This window comes from Rhizobium sp. Root491, from assembly GCF_001427205.1.
In the GTDB taxonomy this organism is placed as follows: domain Bacteria; phylum Pseudomonadota; class Alphaproteobacteria; order Rhizobiales; family Rhizobiaceae; genus Agrobacterium; species Agrobacterium tumefaciens.
Window position 1 is genome coordinate 161,418 of sequence record NZ_LMFF01000015.1, and the last position, 18,804, is coordinate 180,221.

Annotated in this window: 17 protein-coding genes; 8 read left to right on the plus strand and 9 right to left on the minus strand. The window is 58.5% G+C overall.

Going from position 1 to position 18,804, the window contains the following annotated elements; translation table 11 throughout:
* Positions 1-164: 164 nt before the first annotated feature.
* Complete coding sequence (locus ASD46_RS17475) at positions 165-431, plus strand: DUF2188 domain-containing protein (RefSeq protein WP_003513427.1); 267 nt, start codon at positions 165-167, stop codon at positions 429-431.
* A 109-nt stretch (positions 432-540) separates the two neighbouring features.
* Here the strand turns inward: ASD46_RS17475 and ASD46_RS17480 are convergent, their stop codons facing one another.
* A complete protein-coding gene (locus tag ASD46_RS17480) occupies positions 541-1,512 on the minus strand; it encodes a LysR family transcriptional regulator (protein ID WP_162995197.1) in 972 nt (323 codons plus the stop codon).
* Between the two features lie 63 nt (positions 1,513-1,575).
* On the opposite strand from ASD46_RS17480, the gene ASD46_RS17485 reads away from it, so the two are divergent.
* Together ASD46_RS17485 and ASD46_RS17490 are read left to right on the plus strand one after the other, a co-directional pair.
* Entirely contained in the window at positions 1,576-2,613 is a 1,038-nt protein-coding gene (locus ASD46_RS17485; protein ID WP_025594113.1) for an NAD-dependent epimerase/dehydratase family protein, read from the plus strand.
* A complete protein-coding gene (locus ASD46_RS17490; RefSeq protein ID WP_025594112.1) occupies positions 2,613-3,002 on the plus strand; it encodes a DUF6220 domain-containing protein in 390 nt (129 codons plus the stop codon). The genes ASD46_RS17485 and ASD46_RS17490 overlap by 1 nt, the downstream gene beginning before the upstream one ends.
* Before the next feature lie 56 nt (positions 3,003-3,058).
* Here ASD46_RS17490 and ASD46_RS17495 read toward each other — a convergent pair whose 3' ends face one another.
* From ASD46_RS17495 to trxB, 4 genes are all read right to left on the minus strand, one after another.
* On the minus strand, positions 3,059-4,171 hold the full coding sequence (locus ASD46_RS17495; protein ID WP_003513410.1) for an alkene reductase: 1,113 nt from the start codon (positions 4,169-4,171) through the stop codon (positions 3,059-3,061).
* 127 nt (positions 4,172-4,298) lie between these two features.
* Positions 4,299-4,589: an ArsR/SmtB family transcription factor gene (locus ASD46_RS17500; protein WP_003513408.1), complete on the minus strand. Its 291-nt coding sequence runs from the start codon at positions 4,587-4,589 to the stop codon at positions 4,299-4,301.
* 598 nt (positions 4,590-5,187) lie between these two features.
* Positions 5,188-6,084, minus strand: a complete 897-nt coding sequence (locus tag ASD46_RS17505; RefSeq protein ID WP_003513405.1) for a LysR family transcriptional regulator VtlR — start codon at positions 6,082-6,084, stop codon at positions 5,188-5,190.
* A 24-nt stretch (positions 6,085-6,108) separates the two neighbouring features.
* Positions 6,109-7,083, minus strand: coding sequence for a thioredoxin-disulfide reductase (gene trxB, locus ASD46_RS17510; RefSeq protein ID WP_003513403.1), 975 nt, complete (start codon positions 7,081-7,083; stop codon positions 6,109-6,111).
* A 254-nt stretch (positions 7,084-7,337) separates the two neighbouring features.
* Between trxB and ASD46_RS17515 the strand changes: the two genes are divergently transcribed.
* Positions 7,338-7,805, plus strand: coding sequence for an Lrp/AsnC family transcriptional regulator (locus ASD46_RS17515; protein ID WP_003513401.1), 468 nt, complete (start codon positions 7,338-7,340; stop codon positions 7,803-7,805).
* A gap of 31 nt (positions 7,806-7,836) precedes the next feature.
* Here ASD46_RS17515 and ASD46_RS17520 read toward each other — a convergent pair whose 3' ends face one another.
* Positions 7,837-8,892 (minus strand): glycosyltransferase family 4 protein, encoded by a 1,056-nt coding sequence (locus tag ASD46_RS17520; protein ID WP_035198643.1) that lies wholly within the window; start codon positions 8,890-8,892, stop codon positions 7,837-7,839.
* A gap of 91 nt (positions 8,893-8,983) precedes the next feature.
* Positions 8,984-9,460: a transcription elongation factor GreA gene (gene greA, locus ASD46_RS17525; protein ID WP_003513396.1), complete on the minus strand. Its 477-nt coding sequence runs from the start codon at positions 9,458-9,460 to the stop codon at positions 8,984-8,986.
* A 221-nt stretch (positions 9,461-9,681) separates the two neighbouring features.
* Between greA and ASD46_RS17530 the strand changes: the two genes are divergently transcribed.
* The 3 genes from ASD46_RS17530 (at position 9,682) to ASD46_RS17540 (ending at position 13,651) form a co-directional block, all read left to right on the plus strand.
* On the plus strand, positions 9,682-10,914 hold the full coding sequence (locus ASD46_RS17530; protein ID WP_025594107.1) for a putative DNA modification/repair radical SAM protein: 1,233 nt from the start codon (positions 9,682-9,684) through the stop codon (positions 10,912-10,914).
* Complete coding sequence (locus ASD46_RS17535; protein WP_029658789.1) at positions 10,914-12,353, plus strand: UdgX family uracil-DNA binding protein; 1,440 nt, start codon at positions 10,914-10,916, stop codon at positions 12,351-12,353. Before ASD46_RS17530 ends, ASD46_RS17535 begins: the two co-directional genes overlap by 1 nt.
* A gap of 158 nt (positions 12,354-12,511) precedes the next feature.
* Positions 12,512-13,651, plus strand: a complete 1,140-nt coding sequence (locus ASD46_RS17540; RefSeq protein WP_025594105.1) for a GGDEF domain-containing protein — start codon at positions 12,512-12,514, stop codon at positions 13,649-13,651.
* 83 nt (positions 13,652-13,734) lie between these two features.
* On the opposite strand, the gene carB is transcribed toward ASD46_RS17540, so the two are convergent.
* Positions 13,735-17,223 carry a carbamoyl-phosphate synthase large subunit gene (carB, locus tag ASD46_RS17545; protein WP_003513392.1) on the minus strand — a complete coding sequence of 1,163 codons (3,489 nt, stop codon included), beginning with the start codon at positions 17,221-17,223 and terminating at the stop codon, positions 13,735-13,737.
* Between the two features lie 156 nt (positions 17,224-17,379).
* Positions 17,380-18,246: a LytTR family DNA-binding domain-containing protein gene (locus tag ASD46_RS17550; RefSeq protein WP_025594103.1), complete on the minus strand. Its 867-nt coding sequence runs from the start codon at positions 18,244-18,246 to the stop codon at positions 17,380-17,382.
* Positions 18,247-18,294: 48 nt separating this feature from the next.
* On the opposite strand from ASD46_RS17550, the gene ASD46_RS17555 reads away from it, so the two are divergent.
* The gene (locus ASD46_RS17555) at positions 18,295-18,783 is read left to right on the plus strand and encodes a DUF2306 domain-containing protein (protein ID WP_003513390.1); all 489 of its coding nucleotides are present in this window, start codon (positions 18,295-18,297) and stop codon (positions 18,781-18,783) included.
* The last annotated feature ends 21 nt before the right edge of the window (positions 18,784-18,804 follow it).

The following is an 18,804-nucleotide window of genomic DNA, read 5'->3' on the forward strand; positions in this document are numbered from 1 at the left end:
ACGTATCGTCGTTAAGATCAAGCAGGATTTGCGCTTGAGTGCTTTTGGTAGGATAGTGTTACGGTCAAGGACATGCTGCTCATGCCGTGTTGTCCCCCGTCGGGTGCAATGCTTGAAGCGCGGTTGTGGTTGCGATGTCGCCTACTGAAACAGGAGGAACATGCATGACAAAAGTGGTATATGAAGTCGTGGAACATGACGGTGGCTTCGCCTACCGCATGAACGGCGCTTATTCCGAAACATTTCCTACCTATGCCGATGCGGTCGAGGCCGCGCGCATCGTTGCTGCCGAACAGCAGGTGGGCGGCGATGATGAGGAAATCAGCTATCAGGACGAACGCGGCCAGTGGCATGAGGAATACAGCCAGGGCGGCGACCGGCCGGAGGCGGAAGTGGTCGACAAGATTTCACCGCCGGCCAGACCGTTTTGATGGAGTGCGTCAACATTTCCGGTGAGAACAGCATCACCCTCCATGCTTCGCCGGTCTGTCTTGCGGATTTGCGGGCGCAAGGCCGTGCGGCATCGATGCTGCAATGGCGCTAGCGTCGTTGCGGCGGGGCGCCCGGATCGGTTTCCTTCAGGTGGGCCTTCAGGCCGTCGACAAGGGCGCTGAACACGGCACGGCATCGCGGCGAGGTCTTGAGATTTTCATGCATCGCGACCCATGCGTGCAGCGGGATGTCGGTTTTCGGAAGGACCTGGACAAGCCGCGGATCCTTGCGCGCCAGGCCGATCTGACAGACGCCGATGCCTGCGCTGGCGCGGATCATGGCAAGCTGGGCGAGGTTGCTGTCGGCGCGAATTTCGAAGGAAATTTCTTCGATATCGGGTATTTCCGGATCAAGCGAGCGCATGCGTTGGATCGCCGCCCTGATGAAAGGCGTCTTGCGGTCGAAACCGATCATACGGTGGTTGTTCAGTTCTTCCATGTTTTTCGGGATGCCGGCTCTTGCCAGATAATCGCGTGTGGCATGAAATCCCAGACGGAAATTGCCGATATAGCGCATGACGATGGCATCCTGCTGCGGTTCGGTCATGCGGATGGCGATATCAGCCTCGCGCCGCAAAAGGTCTTCCAGCGTGTCGGATAGTGAAAGTTCTATTTCAAGCCGGGGATGAATCTCCCGCATGGCAGCGATGATCGGCGGCAGCATTTCAACGCCGATGATGTCCGATGCGCTGATACGCACGGTTCCTTCGATCTTGCCGACCTCGCCGGAGGCCGCCCGCATAAGGGCTGCGGCCGTCGCCGCCAGATTTTCCGCATAGGGCCGGAGCGCCAGCGCCGCTTCCGTCGGCATCAGCCCGTGCGGCGAGCGGATGAACAGCGGAAAGCCGATGGCCTCTTCCAGCGCTCCGATATGGCGCCCAGCTGTCGGTTGGGTAATGCCGAGTTCGCGGGCGGCGGCGGAAAGCGAGCCGTCGCGCAGCACGCTGAGGAAGGTGCGGTAAAAATCCCAGCTGACATCGCGGCTTCTGATTATAAGATTTTGTATAGCGGCTCCACTCATTTGGACAATTTCGTATATCGCCTGATGGCCCGATACTCCAGCCCAGAAGAAGGAGTAATGGCAATGATATATGAAATCCACGCAAATACAGCAGAGAATAACCGGCCTCTGGCGCTGATTGTTGGGGCGAATGGTGGCGTCGGCAGCCATGTCTCAAAGATGTTGTTGCAGCGCGGCTGGCGGGTGCGGGCGATGACTCGCCGATCGGCACCAGTTGATGCCGTCGATGGCGTCGAGCGCGTGATTGGCGATGCCATGAACCGGGAGGATGTGGTGAAGGCGGCCAAAGGCGCCGGGCTCATCGTCCATGCGGTCAATCCTCCGGGGTATCGCAACTGGGACAGCCAAGTGCTGCCGATGCTCGACAATACCATAGCCGCTGCCGAGGCCTGCGGGGCAAGGATCGTGTTTCCAGGCAGCATCTATAATTTTGGCCCGGATGCCTTTCCGCTTCTGACGGAGGACAGTCCGCAAAAGCCTTTCACCCGCAAGGGCAACTTGCGCGTTGAAATGGAGCGGCGTTTGAAAATGGCGTCGATGCGCGGCGTGCCGGTCCTGATCGTCCGCACCGGTGATTTCTTTGGTCCTGACGCGAAGAACAACTGGTTTTCGCAGATGCTGGTGCGACCGGGCAAGCCGGTTCGCAGTGTTCAGAATCCAGCAGTACCGAATGCCGGGCATCAATGGGCCTATCTGCCGGATGTTGCGGAGATAATCGGACGGCTGCTCGATCGCTCGGACGAGCTTCAAACGTTTGCCGTCTACCACATGGAGGGTGTCTGGGATTTCGACGGGCTGCAACTGGTTGGGGCAATCGAGCGGGCCGTCGGCCATCCGGTCAAGATGCGGCGGCTTTCGTGGTTAGCCGTCGGGCTGGCTGCACCGTTCGTTCCCCTGTTCCGCGAAGTCATGGAAATGAAATATCTCTGGCAGATGCCGATCCGGATGAGCAACCGCAAGCTTGTCGAATTCCTCGGCGCGGAACCGCGAACGCCGATCGATGCGGCAGTATCGGAAACACTGGCGAGCCTTGGGTGTCTCACCGAGGTGCAGCAACCGGCGGGCCTTCATCATGCGACCGATGCCGGGGGTAGGGTGTGATGGTTACAGTGGCTAATGGATTTTCCCGGCGGCGCCGTATGTTCGCCGTGATTTCGGCAGGCGTGCCGGTGTTGATTTTCGCGCAGGTGCTGCTGGCCGGGCTGTCGATCTATTATGACGGATCGCTGCTTGTGGTTCACAAAGGGCTTGGCATGCTGATCGCCGTTCCCATTGTATCTCTAGTCGTGCTCGCCCTTCGTCATGATGACCTCCGGCCAAACCTTGGGCGCGCGCTCGTGCTGCTCGCTCTCTACTGCCTTCAGGTGGCGTTGATGAGCATCGGTCGGGAAACGGGCAGTGGCTTTCTGCAGGCGCTGCATGTGGCCAACGCCTTCGTAATGGGCGCATTTTCAGACTTTGCTGCGCGGCAGGCGCGAGGCCTGTCCTGAAACGGCAAAACGCCGCACCGCTGTGGAGCGGTGCGGCGTTTCAAGTTTAGCACTGATCAGCCAAGAGCCGGGTAGTCGGTATAGCCTTCAGCCCCGCCACCATAGAAGGTCGGCTGGTTCGGCTCGTTCAGCGGCGCGTTGTCCTTGAGACGGCGCACCAGATCCGGGTTGGCGATGAAGGCCTTGCCGAAGGCCACGGCATCAACCTTGCCGCTTTCCACCGCCTCGATGGCGCTCTCACGGTCGTAGCCATTGTTGGCGATCCACAGGCCCTTGCCGCCCGCATTGCGATAGGCGGCCTTGAAGGCTGCGTAATCGAAGGGCTTGTCGCCCTGCTTGAAGTCGCGCGGACCACCGGTCGCACCTTCAACAACATGGATGAAGGCGAGATTGCGTTTGCCGAGTTCTTCCGCAACGTAATTATAGAGTGGCTGCGGGTCGGCCTCGAAAATGTCGTTGGCGGGTGTGACGGGTGACAGGCGAATGCCGGTGCGGCCTGCGCCAATCTCTTCTGCAACCGCATCCACGACTTCCAGGAGGAAGCGGGCGCGGTTTTCGATCGAGCCGCCATATTCGTCGGTGCGCTGGTTGGTGCTGGATTTCAGGAACTGCTCGATCAGATAACCGTTGGCGGCATGGATTTCGACACCGTCGAAACCAGCCTCAAGTGCGGCGCGCGCGCCGGTCCGGTAATCTTCAAGGATAAGACCGATATCGTCGATGGTCAGTGCGCGTGGCTCGGAGGTTTCCGCAAACGCGCCGGTGCCGTCATCATTGATGATATAGGTCTTGGACTTGGCGATAATCGCGGAAGGGGCGACCGGCTGTCCGCCATGCGGCTGGAGCGAGGTGTGGGAAATGCGTCCCACGTGCCAAATCTGCGCGACGATCTTGCCGCCGGCGACATGCACGCCATCCGTGATCTTTTTCCAGCCCTCAACCGCTTCCTTCTTGTAGAGGCCCGGAACATCCGCGTAACCCTGGCCTTGCTGGGAAATCGGCGTGCCTTCGGTCACAATCAGCCCGGCTGTTGCGCGCTGCTCGTAATAGGTGGCGTTGAGATTATTGGGAATTGCCCCCGGCGAGCGGTTGCGGGTGAGGGGAGCCATGACGATACGGTTGGCGAGTGCGATATCGCCGGCCTGTGCCGGTTCGAAAAGACTTGTCATGCGACTTCACTTTCTGGTCGGTTGGCGAAATTGCGCGGCTGGCGCGCTTTCCTAATGTATGGGCATCGGAGAGAAAACCGCCTTGCAGTTTCCGGTCCGACGCCCCGGTCTTATAAGCTTGGGAGGCTCAAAGATTGGCTTGCAGATAATTGCGGAAGGCGTCGATGGTTTCCTCGTTGCGTTCGAAAAACACCCATTGCCCGACTTTCTTTGACCTTATCAGGCCAGCTGCCTGCAAAACCGCCAGATGTGAGGAGACCGTCGATTGCGACAGGCCGCTGATCTGGAACTGATTGGCGCATACGCCCATGCTGAGCGGATGGTCCTGACAGAAGTGACTTTCAGGGCTCTTCAGCCACTCGAGGAACTTCAGCCTTGCGGGGTGTGAAAGGGCTTTGAGGATTTCCTCCGGGTTCATCTGCGTTTCTCTAATATCTGACATGTTCGATATTTATATCGATATTTTCCGATATACAATTCACGTCTCTGTGAGGTAGTCACCCGGGCCGAGAACAGCGCGCAAAAAAATGGCCGCCGGATTTCTCCGCGGCCAATGAGTTTGAAGGTTAAAACCTCCAGAGGGGAACAGCTGTCGCGTGCATAGGCAGGCGTGACAGCTGATTGAAATATGGGAGGGGCAAGAATGCAAAACAAGGTTGCATCATGCGATATTTCGCCAAATTGGAGAAAATTCTTGCGGGTAAAAAAAGAGGGCCGCCGGATAAATCCAGGGCCCTTTAAGTGTGAAGGTCAAAAACCTCCAGAGGGGAACAGCTGATGCGGTGGAACTGGGAGGAAAAGCCACCGTGTGCATCAACTGAGAGCGATATGGTGCTTTTTTGTGCACGAAACAACTCTTTTTTGTGCAGGTCAGGCATGCGTACGGTGCAGGTCTAGATATTTCCGGTATAATTTATGTGCAAAGCTGAAGTGCGGCGCGTCTGGCGCGCCGCCATCTTGGGACGGCCAACCCCATGAATTAGTATGATATTTTGTGGCGCTGGCCTATTTAAACGTCAGAAGTTCCAGTTCCGTGCCTTAGCAACGACGAAGTCGCGGAAGGCTTTCAGTTTTGCAGCGTTTTTCATCTCGTCCGGGTAACAGAAGTAGGTGTCGAACGAGGGGATATCGGCGGCAAGTGACAACTGAATCAATCCCGGATCGCGCCCGACGATGTAATCCGGCAAACAGGCGATACCTATTCCCAGCAGGCAGGCGCGCTTGATCGAGGTCTGGCTGTTGATCTGAAGATGCGGAATGCGGGTGTTGTCCGACGAGCGTCCCGCATTTTCCAGCCAGTTGACATCAAGCAGATAGTTTGGTGCCGGTTCGCCGAAGGAGATGATGCGGTGGTTGTCCAGATCCTCGATCGACTGCGGCTCGCCGTGGCGGTTGATGTAGGACGGCGCCGCATAGACGTGCATGTGCACCGTGAACAGCTTGCGCTGGATAAGGTCGGACTGTTGCGGCTGGCGCAGGCGGATGGCGCAATCGGCGTGGCGCATGTTCACATCCAGCTCCTCATTGTCGAGGATGAGCTGGATCGACATTTCCGGATAGAGCTGCAGGAATTCCTGCACCTTGTCCGTCAGCCAGCCCTGGCCGAGACCAACAGTCGTCGTCACGCGTAGCTTGCCGCTCGGCTTCTCCGTCGTTTCGGTCAGTTGCATCTTGACGGTTTCGAGCTTCAGCAACACGTCGTGGGCGGTGCGATACAGCAGTTCGCCCTGCTCGGTGAGGATAAGACCTCTGGCGTGGCGGTGAAACAGCTTCACGCCAACATCCTGTTCCAGCGCGCTGACCTGGCGGCTGATGGCCGACTGGGACAAATGCAGCTTGTCGGCAGCGTGGGTGAAAGACCCCGCTTCGGCTGCGGCATGAAAAATGCGCAGTTTATCCCAGTCCAATGGCATTGCCATGCCTATCCTGCCTTTCGGTTATTCGGCTGCTACCGCAAGCGGCTGCTGCGCGGTGAGGTACCGTTCTGCTTCAAGGGCGGCCATACAGCCCATACCGGCGGCGGTGATGGCCTGACGGTATATGTCGTCGGTAACGTCGCCGGCGGCGAAAATACCTTCCACGTCGGTAGCGGTGGAATCGGGCGCGGTCCACATGTAGCCATTGTCCTTCAGCTTCACCTTGCCCTTGAACAGTTCGACGGCCGGCGCGTGGCCGATGGCGACGAAGACGCCGTCGATGGGCGTATCGCTGATCACACCGGTCTTGGTGTCACGCAGTCGCACACCCGAAACAGAGGGTGGCATTGGCGGCTTGGCGGGAGCGCCGGTGATTTCGGCGATTTCCGTGTTCCACAGAATCTTGACGTTTTCCTTGGCGAAGAGCCGTTCCTGAAGGATTTTCTCCGAGCGGAAACTGTCGCGGCGGTGCACGACGGTTACGGACTTGGCGATATGGGCGAGATAGAGCGCTTCCTCCACGGCAGAGTTGCCGCCGCCGACCACGATCACATCCTTGTTGCGATAGAAGAAACCGTCGCAGGTGGCGCAGGCGGAAACGCCGAAGCCCTGAAAGTGCTGCTCACTCTCGATACCGAGCCACTTGGCCTTTGCGCCTGTTGCGATGATCAGCGTGTCGGCGGTCCAGACCTGACCGGAATCGGTCTTGACCACGAAGGGGCGCGTGTTGGTTTCGACTTCGGTCACGAGGTCGCTGACGATTTCCGCACCCACATGCGTCGCCTGCTTCAGCATCTGGTCCATCAGCCAGGGGCCCTGGATCGGATCGGCAAAGCCCGGATAGTTTTCGACATCGGTGGTGATCATCAGCTGGCCACCCTGTTCCATGCCGGCAATCAGCACGGGTTTCAGCATTGCGCGGGCCGCGTAGATCGCCGCGGTATAACCGGCGGGACCAGAGCCAATGATCAATACCTTGGTATGGCGGGCAGACATGGAAACAATCCTTTTTAAAGTAGCGGGGCCTTTCGGCAGCAGAACATTCCAGCCGCAGCACGGTGGACAGGCCGCAACCCCTTCGTTGCCCGGTATTTAAGGTTGTCTAGTGCCTTTATTCAAGGGCAGCCTTGCGTTACCAACAAGGCAGTTGTGGATGCGCGCGCAATTTTGTGACCGGCCGGCGGCATATTGTTGCGAATCCTGCGCCTGGTAGTACAAGGAAGTTCTCCGGCTTAACGAGGAACCTCTCCGTGACCAGCGTCGAACTCGATGCCATCGATCTGAAAATCCTGCGCGAATTGCAGCGCGACGGGCGCATGACCAACGTGGAGCTGGCCGAACGGGTCGGTATTTCCGCGCCGCCGTGCCTCAGGCGCGTCCGCAAGCTGGAAGAAGCCGACGTGATCGAGGGTTATCACGCCATGTTGAACGCGCCGAAGCTCGGTTTCGATCTCGTTGCCTTCTGCATGGTCGGCCTCAAGCGCCAGTCGGACAGCAATCTGAAAGCCTTTGCAGCGGCGACGGCCGGATGGTCGCTGGTGCGCCAGGCCTGGATGGTATCCGGCGAAAGCGATTTCCTTCTGCATTGCATCGCCAGAAACCTGACCGAGTTTCAGGATTTCGTCATCGAGGTTCTGACAGCGGACGAAAACGTCGACACCGTGCGCACCATGCTCACCATCCGTCAGGTCAAGCGCGTCGGTCTGGTGGAAATCTGATCGGCGGACCTTTGAGTGATTGCGCCGGCGCTTACCCGCGCCGCAACGCGTCGTAGATATTGCCGAGGCTTGTCGCCTCTTTTTCCAGCGGAAATGCAGTGCGCACATGCGAAAGTCCGGCACGGGCATGGTCCCTGGCGAGAGCAGGATCGGCAAGATAGGTTTTAATGGCATCCCGCAGGGACGCGTAGTCGCCGGCCTCAACGACCATGCCTGTCTCGCCCTTGACGATCATTTCCTCATAAGCGCCGGCATTGCTGGCAACGACAGCCGTCTCGGACGCCATGGCTTCCAGTGGTGTCAGGCCAAAGCCCTCGTTGCGTGACGGTGCGACATAGAGGGTTAGCCGCCGATACCAGGGCTTGATGTCGTCCACCTCGCCCTGAAACGCGATGCGGTCCGCAAGGCCGGCTGCTGCGACATCGGCCACGAGCTTGTCGGCGAAGGCCTTGTGCTCTGCGGTCACGCGGCCGGAGATGACGGCCGTCCATTCGGGATAGTTGGGTAGAAGTTCGATCATGGCGCGCACGAAAAGGTCTGTTCCCTTCTGGTGGCGCACCCGTCCGAAACATCCGATGAGAAATTGCCCCGGCAGGCCGGTCGAAGCGATCGTATCCTCCGGGCCGGTTGCGGGATGAAACAGCTCGGTATCGACGCCATGCATGACGACGCTGTGTGGTACTTCCAGAAACGAGCCTGAGCGGCCGCTTGTCGCGACGACCGCATCCATTTTTGAAATCAGAAAGCGGGTATAGGCGGAATGTCGCCTTTGCGCCGCCGAGGTGAACATCAGCTTCACCTTCATGCGCAGCACGTCACGCATGAGAATACCCGGCAACATTTCGAGATTGCGGCGGGCGTGCCAGATGCGCGGACCGCTGAGCGGGCCGTTTTGCCAGAGCCGCCACAGATCACGGAAGCGCACATGTGGCAGATGCTGCGGCAGGCCGGGGCCGATGACGGCCACCTTCTGACCCAGCCGGTTTTGTACCGGAATAAGCTGAACGATGGTGGAGGTAACGCCGGAGAGCCTGCGCTTGAAGTTCGGCGCAAGCACCTGCACATCTTTCAGACTGGCGTGGGACAAGATGGGCTTCCGTCTTTGCGGCTAAGGCAGGATGTTCAGTTCAGGATATCAATGCAATGCGCCCGAGGGGCGCATTGCATGAAAGGGCAGATCAGCCCCACTGTACGGCGAGAATCTCGTAACCCTTGGCGCCGCCCGGTGCGTTGACTTCGATGCTGTCACCGACTTCCTTGCCGATGAGGGCGCGGGCGATGGGCGAGGAAATGGAAATGCGTCCAGCCTTCACATCGGCTTCCTGGTCGCCAACGATCTGATAGATTCTCTCCTCGTCGCTATCCTCGTCGATCAGCTTGACGGTGGCGCCGAACTTGATCTTGGAACCGGACATCTTGGAAAGGTCGATGACTTCCGCGCGTGCGGTCAAGTCTTCGAGTTCAGTGATGCGGCCTTCGTTATGGCTCTGGGCTTCCTTGGCAGCGTGGTATTCGGCATTTTCCGAAAGGTCGCCATGGGCGCGCGCCTCCGCAATTGCCTCGATGATACGGGGACGCTCCTCCTGCTGGCGAAAGCGCAGCTCCTCCTGCAGCTTGATGAATCCACCGTGCGTCATCGGTACTTTTTCTACCATTTTTTTATCCTTCGCAGTCCTGTCGCTTTACTTGCAGACACAAAAAGAAACAGGTTCCGGAGGGGAACTCCGGAACCATGCCAAAATCATAACTAAGCCGACTATATCAGAAGACGACAACGAAATGCCAGCAAATTTGAGACGGGCATTTTCTTGCATTCGTTCAGGGCTTTAACAGATGAGATTGACATTTTTCAATAGAACATATAGTGAACATAACCATGAAGAAGTCAATCAGGCAACGGCTGGCCATTCTTTCCGATGCGGCCAAATACGATGCGTCCTGTGCCGCCAGCGGCACGACGAAACGCAGCTCTGCTGCATCCGGCGGACTTGGCTCCACGGAGGGGTCGGGCATATGCCATGCCTATGCGCCGGACGGGCGCTGCATTTCGCTCCTGAAGATACTGCTCACCAATTTCTGTATCTATGATTGCGCCTATTGCATCAATCGTTCTTCGAGCAATGTCGAGCGGGCGCGGTTTACTGCCGAGGAGGTGGTGTGGCTGACGCTGGAGTTCTATCGGCGCAACTATATCGAGGGGCTGTTTCTCTCTTCCGGTATTATCCGCTCTTCCGATCATACGATGGAAGAGATGGTGCGGGTGGCGCGGGAACTGCGCGTCACGCATGGCTTTCGCGGCTACATCCATCTGAAATCCATTCCCGAAGCATCGCCAAAGCTTATTGAGGAAGCGGGGCTTTACGCCGACCGGCTGTCGATCAACATCGAATTGCCGACTGATAGCGGCGTCAGCCGTTTTGCGCCGGAAAAGCAGCCCGCCAATATTCGCCGCTCGATGGCTGATATCCGTCTGAAGATCGAGGAGGCGGGGGAGCCGACCGTCAGGACGCGAAAGACCAAACGTTTTGCGCCTGCAGGACAGAGCACGCAGATGATCGTTGGGGCGGATGGGGCTGATGACAGCACCATTCTGTCCACGAGCGCTCGACTTTATGGCAGCTATGGTTTGCGGCGCGTCTATTATTCGGCTTTCAGCCCCATTCCGGATTCGTCGAAGAACCTGCCGCTCATCAAGCCGCCTTTGATGCGGGAACACAGGCTTTATCAGGCCGACTGGCTTTATCGTTTTTATGGGTTCGACATTGGTGAAATAACCGCGATCGGCGGTAACGGAATGCTCGATCTCGATATAGATCCGAAGCTTGCCTGGGCGCTGAAAAATCGCGACCGTTTTCCAGTGGACGTGAACGTGGCGGATCGCGAAATATTGCTGCGCGTGCCCGGCTTCGGTACCAAGACGGTCGCCTCGATCCTGTCTTCACGCCGGTTTCGACGGTTGCGGTTGGAGGATATTGCCCGCTTCGGCGTTTCCCTGAAAAAGGTGAAGGCCTTCATCGTTGCCGACGGCTGGACGCCGGGCAAGCTGACCGAACGGCCGGATTTGCGAGCGATGTTTGCTCCGCAGCCCGAACAATTATCGCTGCTGTGATGTACGGCCCGGTTCTGGAAGGGCGGGGCGATTTCGGCGAGTGGCGTGATGCGGCGCGCGCGGCTCTCGCCGCCAATGTGCCGCCGGAGGCGATTGACTGGCGGTTGCGGGATGAGAAAGCCGGGCTTCTCGATTTTGCCGGAGAGCCTTTGCCGGCGGCCCGTGCGGATGACGTGCAGGTGTCCGCTCCAGCCTCCTTCGTGACTTTGGCGCAAGCGATTATCTGTCATAGCGATCCGGGTCGTTTCGCACTGCTTTACCGGTTGCTGTGGCGGCTGAAGCGGGATCGCGCCCTGTTGCAGTTCAAGTCCGATGCGGATGTTTCCGAAGCCCGGCAGCTTGAAAAATCGGTCCGCCGCGATTGTCACAAGATGACGGCCTTTGTTCGCTTCAAGGAATTATCCTTGCCGCAGGGGAAGGGTGGGCGGCGGCGCTTCGTCGCATGGTTCGAGCCGGATCACTTCATCGTCGAGCGCACGGCCCCGTTTTTCCAGCGGCGGTTCACGGATATGGACTGGCTGATCGCGACACCGAACGGCTCCGCGTGGTGGGACGGAAACGTGCTGGAGACATCGCGGCAGGCCGCGTCCAAGCCTGAGCTGACGGATGAAACGGACGAGCTGTGGCGAACCTATTATGCCAACATATTCAATCCGGCGCGTCTGAAGATAAAAGCGATGACGGCAGAGATGCCAAAGAAATACTGGAAAAATTTGCCGGAAGCCGAGCTTATTCCAGGTCTCGTTCTCGGTGCCGAGGCGCGGGTGCTGGAGATGGCGGCAAAGGCTGCGAGCCAGCCGCAACCATTCCATCACCGCCTGCAGGCCGCGGCCTCTGCGCGTGAAGAGCCGCCACCGGCGCCGGACGGTACGCTCGCTTCATTGGCGCGGGAGGCTGGCCAATGCACGCGCTGCGCCCTGCATTGCAAGGCAACGCAGACAGTATTCGGCATGGGACCTGAAGATGCGAAAGTGATGATCGTCGGGGAACAGCCGGGAGATCACGAGGATCTTGCCGGAAAACCTTTCGTCGGTCCCGCTGGTCAGCTGTTCGACCGGACGTTGGTTGACGCCGGTATTGACCGAAAAAAGCTTTATGTCACCAACGCCGTCAAACACTTCAAATACGAGGCCCGCGGCAAGCGGCGCATTCACCAGCGACCGGATGCGGGCGAGGTGCAGCAATGCCGCTGGTGGCTTAACAAGGAAATCGAGCTGGTACGGCCGAAGCTTATCGTTGCCATGGGTGCAACTGCGCTTTATGCGCTGACAGGCGGAAAGGAAAAGGTCTCGGAGGTTCGGGGTCGCCCGATACCGATGCAGGAAGGGCGGACGCTTTTTGTTACGGTGCATCCCTCCTATCTGCTGCGCCTGTCTGATTCGCGGCAGAAAGAGGACGAAATGCTGCGCTTCAGAAAGGATATTGCGTTTATAAGATAATTCTAATAGTCTTTCCTATGTATTTCTATATTATAATTTGTATTTATTTTAATTATCGTTGACATAATTTACCGTTTATTTGCTGGTTATTTTTATTGAAACTTTATACTTAATACTATAATCGCGCATATTGAATTTATTTATTATGTGGACAAATTATGCTAGGCGAACTTGATCTTGCGACAGTCATACTGATGCAAAAATGTTCTTACATTGTCGGGTTGCTGAGCTTTATGTATCTCCAGCTGACAAATGGCGGTTTGCGCGGTCCGGTTGCTCTCGCGGCCGGTTTTTCCGCCATGACGATAGGCTCCACGCTCGCGGGTTACGGTGAATGGGGGATAATGTCGCCGGCTTTCTGGCAGCTCGGCAGCATCGTCTTCGGTATTGTGGGTTATGCGCTGATCTGGCTCGGCCTGAAAATCCTGAGCGACGGGCGCTTTGTCGGCCCACGAACCCTATTCGTTGCCTGTCTCATTACCGTACTGGCGATTGTCCTCGCACAGCAAGTGGCCGACAATAACGCTTATCGTGCGGCCCTGTTCAATGGCTGCGCCGCTCTGGCCTATCTTGCGGGGGCGGGCGGGCTTTTCGCCAGGTGGCGCAAGGAGCCGCTTCTGTCCCGTCTGGCGCTTGGCGCGATCACCGGCATTTCCGGCCTGATTTCGTTGTCGGTGGTGAAAAGTATGCTTTTCCCCGACTACGCCACCATCAATCTGGTCAATGCGTTTTTCTTCATCATCATGTTGAACTTTGCCATCGCGCTGTTCGTGATGATGCTGGTGGCCGAGCGGTCAGAACGGAAACTGCTGGTTCTCGCCAACACCGATCCTCTGACGGGCGTCAAGAACCGCCGCTTCTTTTTCCAGGCCATGCCGGCGGTGCCCGATCCCACCGATGCGGCCATGCTGCTCGATATCGACCACTTCAAGTCGATCAACGATCGCTTCGGGCATGCCGTCGGCGATAGTGTTCTTCAGGAAGTGGCAAAGCGCATCGGCGGAAGCATACGCGGCGCTGATTTGCTGGCGCGTTATGGCGGCGAGGAATTCATCATATTTCTGCCGGGTGCCGGTGTGCAAAAGGCCTGCATGATCGGCGAGCGTATTCGTGATGCGGTTTCGGTAAACGAGGTCGATTGCGGCGGTTTGCGTGTCGGCGTGACGATCAGCATCGGCGTCGCAACCAGCGGCGATATGCGCTGCGATCTTCAGACCCTGGCGGAAATGGCGGACCGCGCCCTTTACCGCGCCAAGACGGATGGGCGCAATTGCGTGCGCGAAGCCCTGGCGGCGTGAGGCTTTTGAGCTTTTTGTGAGACAATGCAAAACGCCGCAGGCATGACCCGCGGCGTTTCCATGATCTTTGTTGTCGGCTGATTTTACAGGAAGTAGCTCTGCAAGGGCTTCACTTCCAGATTGCCGGCCTTAAGCGCCTTGATGGCAAGGGCTGCTGCTTCCGCACCGGCCATCGTCGTGTAGTAGGGCACCTTCTGCATCAGCGTTGCGCGGCGCAGCGACTTCGAGTCGGAAATCGCCTTGTTGCTGTCGGTGGTGTTGATGACCAGCTGGACCTGCCGGTTGCGGATGGCGTCTTCGATATGCGGACGACCTTCCTGCACCTTGTTGATCTTCTCGGCGTTGATGCCCTGTTCAGCAAGGAAACGCTGGGTGCCGCCGGTTGCCAGTACCCTGAAGCCGCTCTCGACCAGAATACGGATTGCGGGCAATACGCGGTCCTTGTCGTCGTCGCGCACCGAGACGAAGACGGTGCCGGAGCGCGGCAGGTCGACGCCGGCGCCGAGCTGGCTCTTGGCGAAGGCGAGTGCGAAATCCGTGTCGAGGCCGATGACTTCGCCGGTCGAGCGCATTTCCGGTCCGAGCAGAATGTCGACGCCGGGGAAGCGGGCGAACGGGAAAACGGCTTCCTTGACGGCGATGTGCTTCAGGTTGCGCGGATCGGGTTTCTTGCCGTAAGCGGCAATCGCCGCATCAAGCTTTTCGCCGGCCATGACGCGGGCAGCGATCTTGGCGATCGGCGCACCGATGGTTTTTGCAACGAAGGGCACCGTGCGCGAGGCGCGCGGGTTGACTTCGAGAACGTAGATCGTGCCGTCCTTGATCGCGTACTGAACGTTCATCAGGCCACCGACGTTGAGCGCCTTTGCAAGCGCCGTCGTCTGGCGTTCCAGCTCGTCGAGGGTTTCCTTGCTCAGCGAACGGGAAGGCAGCGAGCAGGCCGAGTCGCCCGAGTGGATACCGGCTTCTTCGATGTGCTCCATGATGCCCGACACGAAGACGTTTTCGCCGTCGCACAGTGCATCGACGTCGACTTCGACGGCGTTGGTCAGGTAGCTGTCGAACAGAAGCGGGTTCTTGCCGAGCAGGGTGTTGATCTGGCCGGTCTTGTCGTTCGGGTAACGCTGCTTGATGTCTTCTGGCACTAGGCCCGGAACCGTGTCGAGCAGATAGGTCTGGAGCTGGCCTTCCGAATGGATGATCTGCATGGCGCGGCCACCCAGAACATAGGACGGACGCACGACCAGCGGGAAGCCGATTTCCGAAGCGACGAGGCGCGCCTGTTCAACCGAATAGGCAATGCCGTTGTTCGGCTGGGCGAGGTCGAGCTTCATCAGCAGCTTCTGGAAGCGGTCGCGGTCTTCGGCAAGGTCGATCATGTCAGGCGCGGTGCCGAGGATCGGGATACCGTTCTTTTCCAGCGCTTCGGCCAGCTTCAGCGGCGTCTGGCCGCCGAACTGCACGATGACGCCGACCAGTTCGCCCTTTTCCTGTTCGGCGCGCATGATCTCGATCACGTCTTCGGCCGTCAGCGGTTCGAAATAGAGGCGGTCGGAAGTGTCGTAGTCGGTCGAAACCGTTTCCGGGTTGCAGTTGATCATGATCGCTTCGAAGCCTGCATCCTTCAGCGCGAAGGCAGCATGGCAGCAGCAATAGTCGAACTCGATGCCCTGGCCGATACGGTTCGGACCGCCGCCGAGGATGACGACCTTCTTGCGGTCGGAAACCTGCGCTTCAGAGCGGGCGGCGCCGACGAAGGGGATTTCATAGGTCGAATACATGTAGGCGGTGGGCGAGGCGAATTCTGCCGCGCAGGTATCGATGCGCTTGAAGACCGGGCGAACATTGAGGCTGTTGCGCAGCTCGGCCACTTCCTTCGGGCGCTTGCCCGTCAGAATTGCCAGGCGGGCGTCGGAAAAGCCCATGGCTTTGAGCATGCGCAGGTTCTCTGCGTCCTGCGGCAGGCCTTGCTCACGGACACGGGCTTCCATGTCCACAATTGCCTTGAACTGGGCGATGAACCAGGGGTCGATCTTCGAGTTTTCGTGGACTTCTTCTTCCGTCATTCCCATGCGCAGCGCCTGGGCGACCATGCGCAGGCGATCCGGCGTTGGCGTGCCGATGGCGGCGCGGATGGCGTTCTTGGAGCCTTCGCCCTCTTCAAAGCCGGGGATTTCGATTTCATCGAGACCGGTGAGGCCAGTTTCCATGCCGCGCAGCGCCTTTTGCAGCGATTCTGCGAAGGTGCGGCCGATGGCCATGACTTCACCGACGGACTTCATGGCCGTTGTGAGGATCGGGGAGGCGCCCGGGAACTTCTCAAAGGCGAAACGCGGGATCTTGGTGACGACGTAGTCGATCGACGGTTCGAACGAGGCAGGCGTCGCGCCGCCGGTGATATCGTTTTCCAGCTCGTCGAGCGTATAGCCGATGGCGAGCTTGGCGGCGATCTTGGCGATCGGGAAGCCGGTTGCCTTGGAGGCGAGAGCGGACGAGCGCGAAACGCGCGGGTTCATTTCGATGACGACGAGGCGGCCGTCTTTCGGGTTGACGGCGAACTGCACGTTCGAGCCGCCGGTTTCCACGCCGATCTCACGCAGCACCGCAATCGAGGCGTTGCGCATGATCTGGTATTCCTTGTCGGTCAGCGTCAGCGCTGGCGCAACGGTGATGGAGTCGCCGGTGTGGACGCCCATCGGATCGATGTTTTCGATGGAGCAGATGATGATGCAATTGTCCGCGGTGTCGCGGACCACTTCCATCTCATATTCCTTCCAGCCGAGAACCGATTCTTCGACCAGCACCTCGGTGGTCGGCGAAGCGTCGAGGCCGCCCGAGACGATGTCGAAGAATTCGGAGCGATTATAGGCAATGCCGCCGCCGGTGCCGCCGAGCGTGAAGGACGGGCGGATGATGGCTGGCAGGCCGACATGGTCGATCGCCTGGGCGGCGATTGCAATCGCATGCGCCATGTAACGCTGCTTGCGGTCGGTCTCGCCAAGGTTCCACTGGTTTTCCAGATCGTCCAGCGCCTTGTCCAGTTCCGCACCGGAAAGCTTCGCTTTGAGTTCGGCGCGGGCAGCTTCGTGCTTCTTGCGATCGGCGTCCTTGATTTCAGTGGCGTTGGCCAGCATGGACTTCGGCGTCTCAAGGCCGATGCGAGCCATGGCCTCGCGGAAGAGGGCGCGGTCTTCGGCCATGTCGATGGCTTCGGGCTTGGCGCCGATCATTTCCACATTGTAGCGGTCGAGAACGCCCATGCGCTTCAGGGACAGCGCGGTGTTGAGCGCGGTCTGGCCACCCATGGTGGGGAGCAGCGCGTCCGGGCGTTCCTTGGCGATGATCTTGGCAACGACTTCCGGGGTGATCGGCTCGACATAGGTTGCGTCGGCAAGGCCCGGATCGGTCATGATGGTGGCCGGGTTGGAGTTGACCAGAATGACCCGGTAACCCTCTTCCTTCAGCGCCTTGCAGGCCTGGGTGCCGGAATAGTCGAATTCACATGCTTGGCCGATGACGATCGGTCCTGCGCCAATGATGAGGATGGACTTGATATCTTGGCGCTTCGGCATGGCTCTCTCGTTCCGCGTTTTGGTTGCGCAAAACACCAGCCAGGGTGAAAGATCACCGGCCGGGGCGCGCAATTCAAAGTTTTCAGGCTAGAAGCGGCTTATAGGCAAATGTTTTTGAGAACGGAACCCCATAAATTCCGGAATCGACAGAAACTCTTAACCCGCCGGTGTATGCGCGGCGAAACGGGCCTGCACGGCCGCGCTATGGGAGCGGCTGACGGGTATTTCCGAGCCGTCTCTTGTAATGACGTGCAGACGGCCAGCCTGTTTACGCAACGAGACGACGTCGGAAATGGCAATCCAGTGGGAACGGTGCACCTGCAAGCCTTCCGTGAGGCCTATTTCTTTCAGCGCATCGGCAAAACGCAGCAGAACGAGCTGATGGCCGCGCGTGTTGACGATTTCGGTATAGTGGTCCTGCACCGACAGCCGCAGCAATTCTCCGCGCTTTTGCGGCGGCAGCCGCTCCAGCAGCGGCGCGATGCTTTTCACCTCACCTTTGGCATCTCCATTCGGGTCCGCAACGGCATCCGTTGCCGTTGCGCGTGACTGGCAGGCCGTGAGGTAGCTCAGCAGGCAAAAGATGGCGCAGAGCGGCAGGGCCGACAGGCTGCTTTTCAGAAAGGCAGCGAAACCCATTTCCCTGCCGGAAAAGATTTGGTTCATGATGGAAAGCAGCAGCCCGATGGGCAGGGCTGCCGTCAGCGAGCCGATCATCATGCGTGTCAGCATATTTTCAATGCTGCCGGCAAGGATGGTGTTGGCGAGGATGGAAAAGGATATTGCGAACGTCCATGCGCCAGCCTGAACGATTGTCCAGTAAAGCAGCCGGTCGGCGAAACTCATGGTCTCACTTGTCCCGAAAGGGCCGGTCAGAATGAAGATCGCCAATATGGCAAGGAAGGTCAGCCACAGTCTGCGCGATTGCAGGATGGCGTGCATTTCACGAAGCGTGGACTGCAAAGAGAGGTGATCCACGAAGTTTTCCTGCGGTTGACGCCAATGCGTTTTTCTTTCGCGCATGTTTTGCCGAAGTTAGCGATAATTTCAACCGGGTCAAAACGCTTCACCATGTCACTCCAGCCTTTGCTAGACGCACCGCTTGCCGTGCAATTCCATGTCGCCACCGTTGTTCCGGCCGCGATTCTCGGTGCCTTCATTTTCCTTCGCCCCAAAGGAACCGCCATCCACCGGCTCCTCGGCAGGATCTGGGTGACGCTGATGGTCATGACGTCCGTTTCGACCTTCTTCATTCATGAATTGAGGGTGTTTTACGGTTTCAGCCCGATCCATCTTTTATCGGTTCTCACCATATATGGCTGTCTGCAATCGGTCCTTTTTGCGCGCAGGGGCGAAATCAGGCGCCATATGAGGATCATGCAGAGTGTTTATCTCGGCGGTATCGTCATCGCAGGCGGTTTCACCTTCGTTCCGGGGCGGATCATTCACGAGGTTGCTTTCGGTGACGGTCAGCCGGGTCTTGTGGTGCTTTTCGCGGGCGTGTTCGTGTTTGCCCTGCTGTCTCTGACCGTCTTCACGCAAAGGCGGCGAGCCTCCTGAACGAATGCACCCACCTCCGCT

What these genes read in the sequence shown, in the direction of transcription:
- carB (WP_003513392.1), bottom strand. Translation starts at nt 17,223, where the DNA reads ATGCCGAAGCGCCAAGATATCAAGTCCATCCTCATCATTGGCGCAGGA.
- ASD46_RS17490 (WP_025594112.1), top strand. Translation starts at nt 2,613, where the DNA reads ATGGTTACAGTGGCTAATGGATTTTCCCGGCGGCGCCGTATGTTCGCC.
- ASD46_RS17555 (WP_003513390.1), top strand. Translation starts at nt 18,295, where the DNA reads ATGTCACTCCAGCCTTTGCTAGACGCACCGCTTGCCGTGCAATTCCAT.
- ASD46_RS17500 (WP_003513408.1), bottom strand. Translation starts at nt 4,589, where the DNA reads ATGAACCCGGAGGAAATCCTCAAAGCCCTTTCACACCCCGCAAGGCTG.
- ASD46_RS17475 (WP_003513427.1), top strand. Translation starts at nt 165, where the DNA reads ATGACAAAAGTGGTATATGAAGTCGTGGAACATGACGGTGGCTTCGCC.
- ASD46_RS17480 (WP_162995197.1), bottom strand. Translation starts at nt 1,512, where the DNA reads ATGAGTGGAGCCGCTATACAAAATCTTATAATCAGAAGCCGCGATGTC.
- ASD46_RS17530 (WP_025594107.1), top strand. Translation starts at nt 9,682, where the DNA reads ATGAAGAAGTCAATCAGGCAACGGCTGGCCATTCTTTCCGATGCGGCC.
- ASD46_RS17505 (WP_003513405.1), bottom strand. Translation starts at nt 6,084, where the DNA reads ATGCCATTGGACTGGGATAAACTGCGCATTTTTCATGCCGCAGCCGAA.
- ASD46_RS17485 (WP_025594113.1), top strand. Translation starts at nt 1,576, where the DNA reads ATGATATATGAAATCCACGCAAATACAGCAGAGAATAACCGGCCTCTG.
- ASD46_RS17540 (WP_025594105.1), top strand. Translation starts at nt 12,512, where the DNA reads ATGCTAGGCGAACTTGATCTTGCGACAGTCATACTGATGCAAAAATGT.
- ASD46_RS17550 (WP_025594103.1), bottom strand. Translation starts at nt 18,246, where the DNA reads ATGCGCGAAAGAAAAACGCATTGGCGTCAACCGCAGGAAAACTTCGTG.
- greA (WP_003513396.1), bottom strand. Translation starts at nt 9,460, where the DNA reads ATGGTAGAAAAAGTACCGATGACGCACGGTGGATTCATCAAGCTGCAG.
- trxB (WP_003513403.1), bottom strand. Translation starts at nt 7,083, where the DNA reads ATGTCTGCCCGCCATACCAAGGTATTGATCATTGGCTCTGGTCCCGCC.
- ASD46_RS17495 (WP_003513410.1), bottom strand. Translation starts at nt 4,171, where the DNA reads ATGACAAGTCTTTTCGAACCGGCACAGGCCGGCGATATCGCACTCGCC.
- ASD46_RS17535 (WP_029658789.1), top strand. Translation starts at nt 10,914, where the DNA reads ATGTACGGCCCGGTTCTGGAAGGGCGGGGCGATTTCGGCGAGTGGCGT.